This window comes from Natronorubrum bangense (genome assembly GCF_004799645.1).
Lineage (GTDB): Archaea > Halobacteriota > Halobacteria > Halobacteriales > Natrialbaceae > Natronorubrum > Natronorubrum bangense.
The window spans coordinates 2,730,590-2,743,871 of record NZ_CP031305.1 but is presented as its reverse complement, the minus strand read 5'-3'; the positions used below and the strand labels follow the sequence as shown (position 1 = coordinate 2,743,871).

Here is a 13,282-nt window from a genome sequence, read left to right as displayed (position 1 = left end):
AGTTCCACGGCGTGAGTGTGCTGTCCTCGCGGTTTGCCTTCCGCTCGAGCGAGCGTGACACCGCCGTCTGCGCCGTCCTGTTTCTCTCCCAACGTGTGGTATGGGCTCCGTAGCGGCGTTCTCGAGTCGGTACGTATATAATGAAATGGCTGTGATGGATGGGCATGCTATCCGGATTGCCAGCTGGGAGCACGATCGCTCTCCTGCTGATGCTCCTGGTTCCAGTCGGAACGCTTGCGCTGTACTGGCTTGATCGAACACGAAACGACGGCTACGTCTCCGTTTTGGGGAGGCGATAACGATGGCGACGCTGCAACTGACGTTCGGTGTCTACCTGCTGATCTTGCTCGCGATCGGACTCTACTTTTATTTCACCACCGAGACACAGCGACTCTCGGAGTACTTGCTTGCGGACCGAGACGTCGGGACGTGGCCGATTGCCATCTCCGAAGTGTCCTCAGTCGCAAGCGGCTGGACGTTCTTCGCGTGGGTCGGTGTCGGCTTTACCGTGGGACTCAACGGGCTCTGGTTTTCGGTGACGATGATTTTCATCATTGTCTTCATGTACCGCTACGTCGGCTCGCGCTTTCGCCGCCAGTCCGAGAGTCTTGGGAGCATCACGATCGCTGACCACCTCTCGCTTGCCGTCGAAGACGAACGGCTCAGTTTCTACATTCGGGTCGTCGCAACGCTGTCGATTCTCGTCTTCATGGGTGCGTACATCGGCGCCCAGATCATCGCAGTCGGCGAGGCGATGGATACCGGCGTCGGAATCGATTATCTCGCTGCGGTCGCCGTCGGTGGCGTCGTCGTCGGCCTCTACACGACCCTCGGCGGCTTCAACGCCTCCATCTGGACGGACGTCTTTCAGGGGATTCTCATCTTCGTCGCGGCGGTGACGTTACCCGTACTCATGATCATGGAGGTCGGCGGCTGGTCGGTGTTTCTCTCCGAGGCTGCTGCGGTCGACGACGCCGCGTTGCTCGATCTCAACGCTGGCCTCGCCGGACAGGCGATGCTCATCGCAACGCTTGCGTGGGTGACCTTCGCGTTCGGGACGATCGGCCAACCCCACTCGCTGATGCGCCTGCAGGCGATCCGCTCCGAACGCCATCTGAGCGGCGCAGCCGTTATCGCTGTCGCCTTCCAGTCGCTGCGTCTGACCGTCCCGCTGCTTATCGGGATGGCTGGTCGCATCATCTACGGCTCCGTCGAGGACCCCGAAAGCGTCGCAATGGTGGCGATCGTCGACTTCTTCCCGGCGGTCATCGCCGGTATCCTGCTGGCTGCGATCATCTCTGCGATTCTCTCGACGTCCGACTCGATGCTTCTCGTGGCCTCGTCGGATCTGACGCGGTTCTACGAGGAACGGATCGACCCCGAAGCGAGCGACACCGAACTCATCCTGCTCGGTCGTGGCGTGATCGGCGTGCTGGCCATCGGCGGGATCGCGCTCGCGTTCCTCCGACCCGGAACGATCTTCGAGATTATCGAGTTCGCCTACGTCGGCCTCGGCGCGACGTTCGGCCTTCCGCTGTTGTTCTTGCTGTTCTGGGAACGAACGACCGGTGAAGCCGTTCTCGCCGGCATCATCACCGGACTTGTTACCTCGATCGGCAACCTCTATCTGGTCCCCGATCTGTTCCCAATCCTCGTCTGGCCGCTCTGTCTCATCGTCATCGTCGGCGTCACACTCGTGACCGCAGCAGACGGCGCCGGCGTCGCCGACGTTCCCGAACCGACCCCACAGCGTGTCGATCCGGCTGACGACTAATACGGACTGCTGGAGTCACTGACTGTCGATCACCGACCCCACCGCCCGTGATCGGGACAGCAGACCGTATGACTCACTCTCGAGTCGATTCGTACTGTTCAGCGACCGCCTGTGGGTTCCACTCGCCACCGAGTTCCGTTCGCGTGGCTGTCTCGAACGAGCCCGCTTCGAAGCGTGTGACACGCCCGGTTTCCTCGCTCAACGTCAGTGTTGCCACCACGTTCGAACGCTGTGAGATATCGAGCGCGCTCATATGGCGCGACCCCATCCAATCTTCATACGTCGGCGCTGCGGTCTCGCCCGAATCGAGATCGTTTGGCATGCCGCCAGTGAACCGAACCATCTGTGTTTCGACGACGCCATCGACACCGAACACCACCGCTCCGTCCCGTGTCAGTGCGACGTCCTGTGCAGCCTCGACGAACGTCTCGCAGTCGTGTTCGACGCTTCGACAGCGATCCGTCGGCCACTGGTTTCGACCCATCGGATCGGCAAACGCCGCGATCGATGGTCCCGTCACGACGGCGATATACATTCCCGGCCCCTTGACGTACTGCTCGCCCCAGCGATCGAAACTCAAGCTGATCGCCTCGAGCGAGTACTGCAGCTGATCGATCAGTGTCTGGACCCCGTCATGAGATTCATACGCAATCCGGAGCTCCGTCTCGTCCATATGGAACGGTCACCATCGGTTGCCGTAATCTCGTCGGCCGAACGAGTTTCGGGACCCACTCGCGCTGGCACAGCAACGGGGTCTTTTTGCCCCTCCCGCGCCGACTGCCCGGCATGCTGACGAAAGACCTGCTTCGTGTCTCGAGGGCCGGGGGCGGCTACCATCCCCAGTTCGCCGGTCGGGAACACCGGCCACTGGCGGCCCGCGTGATCGGTACGTATCAGGGTCACGTCGGCACCCCACGAGCCGACCTCGAGGACGCACTCGCCGACCTCGAGGCCGACGCGTCGGATTTCAAGCTCGTCCGCGGGTTCGCGGCGCTGCTCGAGCGCGAGGCGACGTTCGAGACGGACGCCGCAATCGATCCCGAACGCGCCCGCCGAGCTGCCTTCGAGGCCGCCGAAGCGGTCGGCGTCGTCAGCGAGGACGACCGGACGATGGCGCTCATCCGGGCCGGCGAGTCGTTGTCGTGCTCTGCGGACGCCCTCGAGCGAGCGCTGTACGCCGACCTCGAGGAGCGACAGGTGCTCACCGCGTTCGATTCGCCGTGGGGCCCCGACGGACTCGTCGCCCAGTACAACCTCTCGCTTTCTCAGACGGCGCTGTTCGACGCGACCGAACTGCGGGTTCGATCGAGCGATCCGAAGGCGTTGATCTCGGCGATCAAACGCCTCCGGCTGATGTACGAGATTCGCCGCCTCGAGGACGAATACACGGAGATCGCCGAACGCGAGGTAATCGTCACCGGCCCCACCCACCTCTTCCGGGCGAGCCGTCGGTACGGCACTCGTTTCGCCCGACTTCTGCGAACGGTGACGAGCGCCGACGAGTGGTCCCTCGAGGCGACGGTCGATGACCGCGGGACCGAACGCACGCTCTCGCTTTCCCACGCCGACCCTGTCCGCGCTCCCGACGCTGACCCTGTCGCGGGCGTCTCGTTCGACAGCGGCGTCGAGGCTGACTTCGCCGCCCGCTTTTCGAATCTGGACCTCGAGTGGGAGCTCGTGCGCGAACCGGAGCCGCTCGCGACGGGCACGCGAGTGATGATCCCCGATTTCGCGTTCGACTACCAACACAGCGACTTCCGCGTCTACTTCGAGATCATGGGCTTTTGGACACCCGAGTACGTCGAGAAGAAACTCGCCCAACTGGCCGAGCTGGAGGACGTCGAACTGATCGTCGCCGTCGACGAGTCACTCGGCGTCGGCGAGGAGATCGCCGCCCGTGACTTCCGAGCGATCCCCTACTCGGGGACGGTTCGGCTGAAAGCCGTCGCCGACGTGCTCCGTGAGTACGAACGCCAGCTCGTCGCCGAGAGCGCGGCCACGCTTCCTGCGGAGCTGCGACCGGACGACGACGTCACCTCATTCGAGTCGCTGGCCAACCGCCACGGCGTCAGCGAGGACGCCCTCGCGGACATCTCGTTTCCCGACCACGAGCAGGTCGGACGGACGCTCGTTCGGCCAGCCGTGCTCGAGGCACTCGCCGACGAGATCGAGGCCGGGATGACGCTTTCGGAGGCTGAGGCCGTCTTCGAGGACGTCAGCATCGGGGACTCGAGTGCGACCCTCGCCGAACTGGGGTACCGAGTCGAGTGGGAGGGGTTGGCTGGCGGGACGATCCGTGAGCGATAGTCTCCCGGCTGTTCTTGCGTCGCCACGAACAGCAAGAAAAACGATACTGCCGATATTCGAGTGGCGGCCGTTCAGATGTCTCGCTGGCGGCCTTTCGGCACCATCGAGCGCAGTTCGCCGTGGACGTAGAGGCCGATCCCGAGCGGCTCGAGGTCGCCTGCCACGTCGTGGGCGGCGATGAGGTATCCCCAGTCGCCGTCCCACCACTCGAGGTCCTGATCCTCGCCAGCCGCGAACGCTCGCGCCTGCTCGCGCTCGAGTTCGATCACGCAGTCGGTGGCGTGCTGGCCGAAGCGCTGGACGAAGTCCGTCGTTGGCTTCCAGTGTTCTTGTCGCGTCCGGAGGCAGGTCATCCCGATCGCTTCGATCTCGATCGGCGTCGGTGCTTCACCCGCGTAGATCCAGATCTTCCCGGCTCCTTTCTCCCAGAACGTGTAGTCGGCGAACGCTTCCGGCGGGATGCCAAAGCGGTCCTCGAAGTAGTCAATCACTTCCTTACGGCTGGCTCGGCCCTCGACGGTTCGCTCCGCGTCCGTTTCGGGGAGTCGATCGAAGCGCTGCCCGTCGTTGTCGCTCATTCGGCGGTCACCTCCAGCTTCGCGACGAAAAAGCCGCCGGTGTCGTTCTGGTGTGGGTAGATTCTGGCGGCGCGCTCGAGTGAGTCGTCGAACGTCTCGTCGTCCCACTCGGACAGTCCCGGCGAGTGCTCGAGGCCGAGGTCGAAGTCGACGACGCGACAGGCCTCGTTATCGAGGGCGTGCTGGACGACGGCCTCGTTCTCCTCGGGGGCGAACGTACACGTCGAGTAGACGACGGTGCCACCCTCGCGTGTGGCCTGGACGGCCCGCCGGAGAATGCCTTTCTGGATGCCCGAGACCGAACGAATGTGGCCTTCGTTCCAGTTGTCGAGCGCGTCGGGGTTCTTCCGAATTGTTCCCTCACACGAGCAGGGGGCGTCGACGAGCGCCCGATCGAACTCGTCGAACGGAAAGCGCTTGAGCGAGTAGGTTCGGGCGTCGGCGTTGGTTACGGCGAGACTCGTCGCGCCGAGTCGCTCGGCGTTAAACCGCAGCGCCGAGATTCGGCCGAGGTTGTTGTCGTTTGCGACCACAGTTCCGCGGTCGTCCATCAGCGCGGCGAGCTGGGTCGCCTTCCCGCCCGGTGCGGCACAGCTATCCCAGACGCGCTCTCCCGGTTGCGGGTCGAGGACGACCGGCGGCACCGCCGACACTTCCTCCTGGCCGTGGGTCAAGCCGTGAAACGACGTCCACGTCGAGCCCGGCGAGTCCGTCTCGAGACGCACCACGCGCGGGTCCCAGTCGGCCTGTTCGTAGGCGACGCCCTCCTCATCTAAGGCCTCGAGCGTTCGCTCGACGGACCCCTTGATCGTATTGATGCGGGCAGCGTTGCCGAGTGGCCGTTCGCACGCGGCGAGAAACGCCTCGAAATCGTCGATAATCGGTCGATACCGCTCGAATGGCTCCATTGAACCGAAATTCGAGCGCCCGGCGTTTGTGGGTTTCGAAGGTACGTCGGAGTCGTCCTGCACATCCCGCTTGCGGTTGTCGCCGTTATCCGAGCTGCTCGCCATCGTCTTTATGCAAACTGCGTGCTAAATCTAGATATGACTGGACTGTGCTCTCAGGGGCCGGAACCGGACCTCGAGGAGCCGACGCTCGTCGAGGGCTTCCCCGGCGTGGGACTCGTTGGCAAGATCGCGACCGACCACCTCATCGACCAACTCGAGATGCGTTACTACGCGAGCGTCGACTGCGAGGGGCTCCCTCGGATCGGCGTCTACCGCAGCGGCGACCGAACCGCTCGCCCGCCGGTTCGCCTCTACGTCAGCGACGACCACGACCTGCTGGCACTCCAGAGCGACGTGCCGATCGTTTCGGCTGCGGTCAACAACGTCGCCGACTGCGTGACACAGTGGGTCGTCGACCACGACGCGACGCCGCTCTATCTCAGTGGCCTCCCCGCGGAGCGCGAGACGAAACCGGAGCTCTGCGGGATCGCGACCGGCACCGTTGGCGAGACGCTCGCAACCCACGACATCTCACCCCCGCCTGAAGACGGCGTCATCACCGGGCCGACGGGGGCGTTGCTCAACCGCGCAGCCCACCGCGAACACGACAGCTTCGGCCTCGTCGTCGAGTGCAGTCCCCAGTTCCCCGACCCCGAAGCCGCGAGCGTGCTCTTAGAAGATGCCGTCGCACCGATCGCCGACGTCTCGATCGACACGGACGAACTCCTCGAGCAAGCCGAGGAGATCAAAGCAAAACGAGAGGCGTTCGCCAAGCAGATGCAGGCGATCGGACAAGAAGAAAGTTCGCAGGCCCAGCCGCTGCGAATGTACCAGTAGCAGGTCCGTTTTCGGAGCCAAGTGGGCCACTTAGCCGCGAAACGGTGGCACGAGATCCAGCGCTGCCCCGGCCACGAGCAGGCTGGCAGCGACGAACGCAGCGCTGAGTGGCAGCGACGAGCCAACGACGAAGCCACGGACGCCGATAAACAGGAACACAAGCGCAAAGCCGAGCAACGCGACGGTGCCGACTGCGTCGAAGATCGCGTCCCGAACCACACTCCGGCCGACTGTGTATTCGGGCTCGTCGCTCGGCTCGGTATCCATGTCCGTCTCGTTCGCCATCGTTAGGAGAACGTGTCAACCGAACTGTGGTAATCGTTCCGGTCGTCCTCGTCGCTCGAGAGGCCCCACTTCGGCCGACTACTGCTTGCCGACGTCGCCACCGACCGACTCGAGTGTCTGTGCCGTCGGGAGCTGCCAGCCGTAGGTGACGGCGACCAGTCGCGTCCCGACCGTGACGGCCGCACACATCGCCGCGGCAGTGCTTCCGCCCGCGCCGAGCGTGCCGACCAGCCAGTAGGTGCCGGCTCCTAACACCGCACAACTCGCGTAGAAGTCCTCGAACAGGATGAACGGCGCGCGATCCAGCAGGATATCCGCGAGTGCGCCGCCGCCGACGGCGTTGATCGTCCCGATTGCGATGACGCCGAACGCCGACACGCCGGTGTCGGTCGCGACGATGGCTCCGGCCGTCGTGAACGCGGCGAGGCCGACGGCGTCGGAAACCAGCGTGATCGGGTGATCATCCGGGGACTCGAGAACGTGATAGAGGCCGATCGCCAGAGCGATGCCGAGCACACCGAGGCTGATCTCACCCAGCGACCGAAGCGCCAACGGAAGGCGGCTCACGAGCAGGTCCCGTGTGACGCCGCCGGCAAACGCCGTCGCCAGCCCGACGACGGCGATCCCGAACAGGTCGAACTCTTCTCTGATCGCCTTGGTCGCTCCGACGAGCGCGAACGCGACCAGCCCGATCGTGTTCATTACGACGAACGGATCGGCCAACAGGACAACGACGAGGTCTCGAGCCACTGGTTCTGGCGAGGGTTGCGACGGTCTTGAGCGCTACGTATCGGCCGTGTGGGCGACTCGATATACGGCCGCCACGAACGGAAACCGAACCGCTAGCCGCAACCCAAATCCCTTTTCGCATGCTGGCCGTTCTCCTGGCTATGGGAACAGAAGACGCCACAGCTGCCGCTCCTGAAACGTGTCCAACCGTAGATGGAATGCCGATGCTCGGCCTCGGCACCTGGCAGAACGAAGACCCCGAGCAGTGTGCCGAAAGCGTTCGGACGGCCCTCGAGACGGGGTATCGACACATCGACACCGCCCAGATATACGAGAACGAAGCCGCCGTCGGTGAGGGAATCGCTCGAGCCGACGTCGACCGCGAGGAGGTCTTTCTCGCAACCAAGATTTGGATCTCGAACCTCGAGCCCGACGACGTCCTCGAGACGGCCCGCGAGAGCCTCGACCGACTCGGTGTCGAGTACGTCGACCTGCTGTACGTCCACTGGCCGGCCCGAACGTACGATCCCGAAGCGACCCTCGAGGCGTTCTCCCAGCTGTACGATGAGGGTCTGATCGAGAACGTCGGCGTGAGCAACTTCGAACCTGAACAACTCGAGGAAGCCATCGAGAGCTGTGACGTCCCGATTCTGGCGAATCAGGTCGAACTGCATCCGATGTTGCCCCAGCAGGAGCTTCGAGAGACCTGCGAGCAACACGATGTCGAACTGGTCGCCTACTCGCCGCTCGCCCGCGGCGCGGTGTTCGACCAGCCCGAGATACAGGAGATTGCGGACAAACACGACGCAAGTGAGGCTCAGATCAGCCTCGCCTGGCTGCGCGAGGCGGGCGTTACCGCGATTCCGAAAGCGACCGGTGAGGCACACATCCGGGACAACTGGGCGTCGTTGGCACTCGAGTTAGCGCAGGACGATATCGATGCGATCGACGCGATCGAGGAGCGGAGCCGGGAAGTCGATCCCGACTTCGCACCCTGGAACTGACGTCGCCGCTCGGTGTCTGTGTTTTCCAATCAATTCGAGTAACATCTAGCAGATCCAGAAAAGCAGGAAAGTTTACGGTACACCGGCTTTTTGGCTCGCGTATGTCCACCCGTTCACGACAACGTGGCGGTGGTGGGGTCGTCGGGGCGATCAAAACCGACGTCCAGCGGTTACACGGTGCCTGGATGGAACTCGTCTTTCCACGCCAACGTGGCCGCGGCCACTCCGTCATGGGGAAATGGCAACCCGAGACGCTCCCCCAGCGCATCGCCTACCGGGGCTGGAGCATTCTCGGACTGCTCGGCTTGCTGGTCCTGTATCCACTGACCGTACTCGGCCTCGGCACCCGCTACTACGCGGCGAAACTCGACTCGACGCGGACCCGCCTCGGCATCGTCGGCGTCACGGGTATCGCCTTGCTCGGCTGGGGGCTGTTGACGCTTGCCTGGGGCGCGATGGCGTACATGGAACAGGTCGATATTCCGTTCGACGCAGTGTTGGCCGTCGCCGCAGCCAGCGGCGTCGCGACGGTGTCGACCGCGCTCGCCGCTACCTGCTCGAAGTTCGGCGGCCGCGGGCTCACGGTCGCCCTCGCCTACCCCTTCGCGATGACGGCGCTGTTCTTGCCGCCTGTCGTCGCCGCGCTCGTCACGCCATCGCTCGAGGGCGTCATCTTGGAGCCCAGCTACGACTTCGCCGTCTGGGTACTCGATAACGTCCTCTTCGTCGGCGGCATCAACGAGTATCTGCGCGGGAACTTCGACCTCGAGGGGGCGGCCTACGCGGCGATGTGGACCGGTATCTCGTTCCCACTGGGCTGGTTCCTGGGTGTCGTCACCGCGCTGGCGAACCTGGTTCGGCCGTCGCAATAATTTCTCGTTTTCCTCGCTCTTGTCTGGTCGACGTGTACGGACTGCCGATTCCCGGCAGCATTAGGTGTCCGGTTCCCAACGACCACGTATGGAATTTGACCTTACGACGACAGCAGGCGTGTTCATCGCCTTGATCGCTCTCGGCGTTGGTGGCATGATCGGATCGAACATGATGACGACGGATAGCATTATGATGATGGTACTGCCGTCGATGGTGATCTTCGGCGCGATCATGCTCGCGATCGGCGTCAAACACGGCGAGTACCGCGCACAGCACTAACGCGTCCGAGAGTCCTTTCTGCGGCCTCACTCGAGCATTGATGCAGTTGCCGTCGCTCGAGTTTACTGACAACCTCAGAAAAATCGATCAACAGCGATGCGACACCAGACCGTCGCGCTTACATGTAGCCGAGGTCGCGCAGGCGCTCCATCAGGTCCTCTTTGTCCTGGGCGCGGCCCGCGCGCTCGGTCGTCCCCTCGAGGTCCTGCAGCCAGGCAGGGTCCTCGTCGCTCTTTTCGGTGCTGATCTCGCTACCGAGCGAGCGGAAGCCGGCGAAGTATTTGGGCGAGACGGGGATGTCGTCCTGGCTCAGGTCGTTCGGCAGGTCGGTGTCGCTCTGTGGGACGTAGCCGTCGTCGGGGAACTCGGCGACGGTGTCCGGCACCACGAAGTTCCAGAAGGCCTCCCAGACGGCGGCTTCGTCGAACTGCAGGATGGGCTGGACGCGGTCGTGGGGCGGGTAAATGTCGGGATCGTGACGCGGCGAGAAGAACGTCTCGTCGGCACGCGCTTCCTGTTCGTCCCAGCGGACGCCGGAGATGACGCCATCGACGTCGTACTCCTCCAGGGCGTTGTTCAGCGCGACCGTCTTCAGCAGGTGGTTGCCGACGTAGGTGTCGAGCAGGAACGGGAACGTGTCCTCTTCGTACTCGAGGATGTTCTCGACGTGGTGTTGGTTGTGCTCGGAGAGTTCCGTAATATCGATCTCGTCGCCGGGCTCGAGGCCGTGTTCGTCGACGTAGTCGCCGATGTCCTCGTTACGCGCGTAGATAACCTCGAGATCCCACTCGTCGGCCCAATGGTCGACGAAGTCGTGGATCTGGTCGAAGTGCTGGTAGTGGTCGATGAAGATCGCCGGCGGCACCTCGAGATCGTAGCGCTCGGCGACCTCTTTGACGAAGTAGAGGACGAGCGTCGAGTCCTTGCCGCCGGTCCACATCACGGCCGGGTTCTCGTACTGCTCGAGTCCCTGTCGGGTCACTTCGATCGCTTTCTCGATCCGGTCGTGGACGTGTGCGTAGTCTTCAGGGTTCTCACCAGCGCCATCGTCGTAGTCGACGTCGACGTACTCGGGGAAGTTCGCTGTCATAGGGTGTAATTAGATATAATTACCACATTTAAACGCTTTGGGGGAGCGGAAACGTCTGTCGCAAGCTGCGACGATGGCTTGAAACTATCTCTCGGTTGCAAAACTCGAGACGATACCATCGAAGTGTTGTAACCGACGCTGCACCTCCGTCTGTACTGCTGGTTTGTCGCCGTCTCAGGCCGAGTTGGAAACTGACTGCTCATCTCGAGAGCTATGTAAAACAGTCACAAGGTAGTCACTCAACTGGCGGGACACGTCTGCGGTCGGCGTCGGAAAGAAGCGGCGAGTATTGGCGAGACCAGAACCGGCCGTCGCCGGCGGTCGCTGATGCTGTGTGGGTCGCTTCTGACACCGCGTAGAATACAGCTCCGACGAGGTGTGCGTTCGAATACTCCTACTCGTCTTCTTCGACGACTTCCGGATCGCTCATCGCGCTCTGGAGGCTGTCGAGCCCGTTGATCCACTCGGTGACGAGTCCGTACTCGAGGTCTTCGGCCATGGACATATCGAGTTCGTCGCCGTCGATGACGAGTGTACCTGCCTGTGCGGCGTAGCCGAGTGCCGCATCGAGGTCTTCTTCGGCTTCGGCGTCGGCCGCCGCGCCGAGGTAGTCGCCGACACTGCCTTCCTCTGCGGGGCCACCGGCGATGAACTCCTCGGCGGCAAAGAAGACACAGACGAGACTCGTCTGGACGCCGTCGACGAGGATCAGTTTCTCTTCGTCCTCGATGTCGACTTCGTCGAGGACGATCTCACGAACGTCACCGATCTCCGCGAGCGCTTCCTCTTGCTCGAGGTTCCCATCGTCGTAGGCGGCGACGATCTTGGCGATCGCGATCGCCGTGTCGTCCTGGAGATTCAACAGGAGACGGGCCGAGTCCTCGTCTTCCGGATCGAGCTCTTCGTCTTTGATGCGGTCGATCCAGTTCTGCCAGCGTTCCTCCGAGTAGAACTCGGTCGGGGGATTGCTCATACAGACACCTACACCGGCCGCTTGAAATGCCTTTCTCTACTGTGCGTTGATCCGAGTTACACCGAATCGCCGGTTTTAGGGCCGCTCAAGGGTTGCTTCCGTATCGATGCCGTAGACGAGCGCGGGTGTTTCGATGTGTGCGTTCCGGACGGCATCCTCGTGCCCGTTCTCAAGTAACCACGCTACCCGCCGTGGCACCGTCTTCGGCCCCAACACGGCCCCCGGCCGGTCCGGATCGTCGATGTAGTCGGTCTCCATCAGAAAGGGCTCGCCGCGTTCGGCCGCCGTCTCGAGTTCGTCTTTGTCACAGATCACGCTCGGAATCGGCCCCTCGAGTCGCCCGCCGGCGTAGTGTTTGACGACCTTGTGCGCCGGGAGGCCGACGTCTTCGGCCCACGCTGTCACCTCGGTCATCTCCTCGCTCCCCTCGGCGTGGAGTTGGACGGCACACTCGAGGTCGCTTGCGCGCTCGAACGCGCGGCGCATGACGGCGTTCGAGGCCGCCCAGACCGCGTCGTCGACCTCGTAGTGGGGTCGGCCGGATTTCAGCGCCAGCGCCTCGCCCGCGTCGACGTACTCGGCCGCGACGTCGATCCCGGCCTGCATCAGGTCGCGCGCGTCGTCGGGACTGAAGCCACGGTCGTCGACGAGCCGCGAAATGAGTCCGGGGTGGATGCCGAGAACGGGCCAGGCTCGTCCCTCGAGTTCGCTCGAGGCCTCCTCGACGACCTCGATGGTGCGCTCGAAGACGGCCCTGAAATCCTCGCCCGTCTCGGCTTCGACGCCGAGATGCCACGAGGGTTTGTTCACCACGAGCAGGTGGGTGCCGCCGACGTGGGCGAAATCTCGGACGGCGTCGATACCGCGATGGTGGTCCGGATCGAGGTGGAGGTGGTTGTCGAGAATCGGCGTCTCCTCGGTCATAGCCGCTACTGTGGCTGCCGTGAGGGAAAAGTCACCGACTTCGGACGGCTCGGCTGTGGGACGAGTGCAACTACGGGCCCGCTTTCGGTGGCCTCGAGCGCTGATAGCGTAGATGTGTCTGTACTCGAGGTGCGCGTTCACTGCGGGTACGCGCTGACCGACGAGACCTACATCAATCAGCGCACATCTCCAAAGAGACATGATGAGTACAGAGTATGTGTGCAGCAAACCGGCTCTATTTTCCCGGTATACGTGCCGTGAATTAATAAGTCGGAGAGTGTACTCGGCAGGTTAAAAGTCGGTGATGCTATCTAAAAGCCGATAATCTCGGTTTACAGTTCTTGCCGGGCCATACCCAGATGAGGATATAAATGCTAACTGTTGGAATGATAAACATAGTACTTGTAAACAGAGCCATAATCAGCCCAAGTGGATAAAGAAAAATTCCGGGAGGCGGAGTCTCCTCAAACTTATTGAGTATATCAAAAATGATTGCGGGAATTGAAAGAAGTGTGGTGGGAAGAACCGCCAAAAAGGCGAACACCAAAATTGCATCATCCGCCTGTGGTGTCGTAAGAGGTGTTACAAGCGTTAAAAGTAGGGAACTAGCACCAGCCAGTACTGGAAGATACCACCATTTATCCGTGCGAGAGGCGACGGCCCCAAGAGATCGAACGAC

The 13,282-nt window shown here is 62.7% G+C and carries 15 protein-coding genes; 7 read left to right on the top strand and 8 right to left on the bottom strand.

From position 1 onward, the window contains the following. The first annotated feature begins 164 nt into the window (after positions 1–164). Both DV706_RS22320 and DV706_RS13625 read left to right on the top strand, forming a co-directional pair. Complete coding sequence (locus tag DV706_RS22320) at positions 165–299, top strand: hypothetical protein (protein WP_275040530.1); 135 nt, start codon at positions 165–167, stop codon at positions 297–299. Positions 300–301: 2 nt separating this feature from the next. Beyond that, positions 302–1,774, top strand: a complete 1,473-nt coding sequence (locus DV706_RS13625) for a sodium/proline symporter (RefSeq protein WP_006065632.1) — start codon at positions 302–304, stop codon at positions 1,772–1,774. Positions 1,775–1,847: 73 nt separating this feature from the next. Here the strand turns inward: DV706_RS13625 and DV706_RS13620 are convergent, their stop codons facing one another. Then, on the bottom strand, positions 1,848–2,447 hold the full coding sequence (locus DV706_RS13620) for a diadenylate cyclase (RefSeq protein WP_006065631.1): 600 nt from the start codon (positions 2,445–2,447) through the stop codon (positions 1,848–1,850). A gap of 113 nt (positions 2,448–2,560) precedes the next feature. Here DV706_RS13620 and DV706_RS13615 point away from each other — a divergent pair, with 113 nt between their 5' ends. After that, positions 2,561–4,081: a DUF790 family protein gene (locus DV706_RS13615; RefSeq protein WP_006065630.1), complete on the top strand. Its 1,521-nt coding sequence runs from the start codon at positions 2,561–2,563 to the stop codon at positions 4,079–4,081. 71 nt (positions 4,082–4,152) lie between these two features. Here the strand turns inward: DV706_RS13615 and DV706_RS13610 are convergent, their stop codons facing one another. Continuing rightward, positions 4,153–4,659, bottom strand: a complete 507-nt coding sequence (locus tag DV706_RS13610) for a DUF7122 family protein (protein WP_006065629.1) — start codon at positions 4,657–4,659, stop codon at positions 4,153–4,155. Next, positions 4,656–5,567, bottom strand: coding sequence for an RsmB/NOP family class I SAM-dependent RNA methyltransferase (locus DV706_RS13605; protein WP_006065628.1), 912 nt, complete (start codon positions 5,565–5,567; stop codon positions 4,656–4,658). The genes DV706_RS13610 and DV706_RS13605 overlap by 4 nt, the downstream gene beginning before the upstream one ends. A 138-nt stretch (positions 5,568–5,705) precedes the next feature. Between DV706_RS13605 and DV706_RS13600 the strand changes: the two genes are divergently transcribed. Then, positions 5,706–6,446 carry a proteasome assembly chaperone family protein gene (locus DV706_RS13600; RefSeq protein ID WP_006065627.1) on the top strand — a complete coding sequence of 247 codons (741 nt, stop codon included), beginning with the start codon at positions 5,706–5,708 and terminating at the stop codon, positions 6,444–6,446. A gap of 30 nt (positions 6,447–6,476) precedes the next feature. Here the strand turns inward: DV706_RS13600 and DV706_RS13595 are convergent, their stop codons facing one another. Next, the gene (locus DV706_RS13595) at positions 6,477–6,731 is read right to left on the bottom strand and encodes a hypothetical protein (protein ID WP_006065626.1); all 255 of its coding nucleotides are present in this window, start codon (positions 6,729–6,731) and stop codon (positions 6,477–6,479) included. 78 nt (positions 6,732–6,809) lie between these two features. Continuing rightward, positions 6,810–7,481: a trimeric intracellular cation channel family protein gene (locus tag DV706_RS13590; RefSeq protein ID WP_006065625.1), complete on the bottom strand. Its 672-nt coding sequence runs from the start codon at positions 7,479–7,481 to the stop codon at positions 6,810–6,812. Positions 7,482–7,621: 140 nt separating this feature from the next. On the opposite strand from DV706_RS13590, the gene DV706_RS13585 reads away from it, so the two are divergent. The 3 genes from DV706_RS13585 (at position 7,622) to DV706_RS13575 (ending at position 9,616) form a co-directional block, all read left to right on the top strand. Further along, positions 7,622–8,464 carry an aldo/keto reductase gene (locus tag DV706_RS13585; protein WP_049889740.1) on the top strand — a complete coding sequence of 281 codons (843 nt, stop codon included), beginning with the start codon at positions 7,622–7,624 and terminating at the stop codon, positions 8,462–8,464. A 101-nt stretch (positions 8,465–8,565) separates the two neighbouring features. Continuing rightward, entirely contained in the window at positions 8,566–9,336 is a 771-nt protein-coding gene (locus DV706_RS13580) for a hypothetical protein (RefSeq protein WP_006065623.1), read from the top strand. An 88-nt stretch (positions 9,337–9,424) separates the two neighbouring features. Then, positions 9,425–9,616 (top strand): DUF7333 family protein, encoded by a 192-nt coding sequence (locus tag DV706_RS13575; RefSeq protein ID WP_006065622.1) that lies wholly within the window; start codon positions 9,425–9,427, stop codon positions 9,614–9,616. Between the two features lie 118 nt (positions 9,617–9,734). On the opposite strand, the gene DV706_RS13570 is transcribed toward DV706_RS13575, so the two are convergent. From DV706_RS13570 to DV706_RS13560, 3 genes are all read right to left on the bottom strand, one after another. Next, positions 9,735–10,706 (bottom strand): phosphoadenosine phosphosulfate reductase family protein, encoded by a 972-nt coding sequence (locus DV706_RS13570; protein WP_006065621.1) that lies wholly within the window; start codon positions 10,704–10,706, stop codon positions 9,735–9,737. Positions 10,707–11,100: 394 nt separating this feature from the next. Then, positions 11,101–11,679 (bottom strand): DUF2150 family protein, encoded by a 579-nt coding sequence (locus DV706_RS13565; RefSeq protein WP_006065620.1) that lies wholly within the window; start codon positions 11,677–11,679, stop codon positions 11,101–11,103. A gap of 75 nt (positions 11,680–11,754) precedes the next feature. Next, positions 11,755–12,603: a TatD family hydrolase gene (locus tag DV706_RS13560; RefSeq protein ID WP_006065619.1), complete on the bottom strand. Its 849-nt coding sequence runs from the start codon at positions 12,601–12,603 to the stop codon at positions 11,755–11,757. Positions 12,604–13,282 lie beyond the last annotated feature (679 nt).

What these genes read in the sequence shown, in the direction of transcription:
- DV706_RS13620 (WP_006065631.1), bottom strand. Translation starts at nt 2,447, where the DNA reads ATGGACGAGACGGAGCTCCGGATTGCGTATGAATCTCATGACGGGGTC.
- DV706_RS13615 (WP_006065630.1), top strand. Translation starts at nt 2,561, where the DNA reads ATGCTGACGAAAGACCTGCTTCGTGTCTCGAGGGCCGGGGGCGGCTAC.
- DV706_RS22320 (WP_275040530.1), top strand. Translation starts at nt 165, where the DNA reads ATGCTATCCGGATTGCCAGCTGGGAGCACGATCGCTCTCCTGCTGATG.
- DV706_RS13595 (WP_006065626.1), bottom strand. Translation starts at nt 6,731, where the DNA reads ATGGCGAACGAGACGGACATGGATACCGAGCCGAGCGACGAGCCCGAA.
- DV706_RS13565 (WP_006065620.1), bottom strand. Translation starts at nt 11,679, where the DNA reads ATGAGCAATCCCCCGACCGAGTTCTACTCGGAGGAACGCTGGCAGAAC.
- DV706_RS13600 (WP_006065627.1), top strand. Translation starts at nt 5,706, where the DNA reads ATGACTGGACTGTGCTCTCAGGGGCCGGAACCGGACCTCGAGGAGCCG.
- DV706_RS13610 (WP_006065629.1), bottom strand. Translation starts at nt 4,659, where the DNA reads ATGAGCGACAACGACGGGCAGCGCTTCGATCGACTCCCCGAAACGGAC.
- DV706_RS13570 (WP_006065621.1), bottom strand. Translation starts at nt 10,706, where the DNA reads ATGACAGCGAACTTCCCCGAGTACGTCGACGTCGACTACGACGATGGC.
- DV706_RS13605 (WP_006065628.1), bottom strand. Translation starts at nt 5,567, where the DNA reads ATGGAGCCATTCGAGCGGTATCGACCGATTATCGACGATTTCGAGGCG.
- DV706_RS13560 (WP_006065619.1), bottom strand. Translation starts at nt 12,603, where the DNA reads ATGACCGAGGAGACGCCGATTCTCGACAACCACCTCCACCTCGATCCG.
- DV706_RS13585 (WP_049889740.1), top strand. Translation starts at nt 7,622, where the DNA reads ATGGGAACAGAAGACGCCACAGCTGCCGCTCCTGAAACGTGTCCAACC.
- DV706_RS13625 (WP_006065632.1), top strand. Translation starts at nt 302, where the DNA reads ATGGCGACGCTGCAACTGACGTTCGGTGTCTACCTGCTGATCTTGCTC.
- DV706_RS13575 (WP_006065622.1), top strand. Translation starts at nt 9,425, where the DNA reads ATGGAATTTGACCTTACGACGACAGCAGGCGTGTTCATCGCCTTGATC.
- DV706_RS13580 (WP_006065623.1), top strand. Translation starts at nt 8,566, where the DNA reads ATGTCCACCCGTTCACGACAACGTGGCGGTGGTGGGGTCGTCGGGGCG.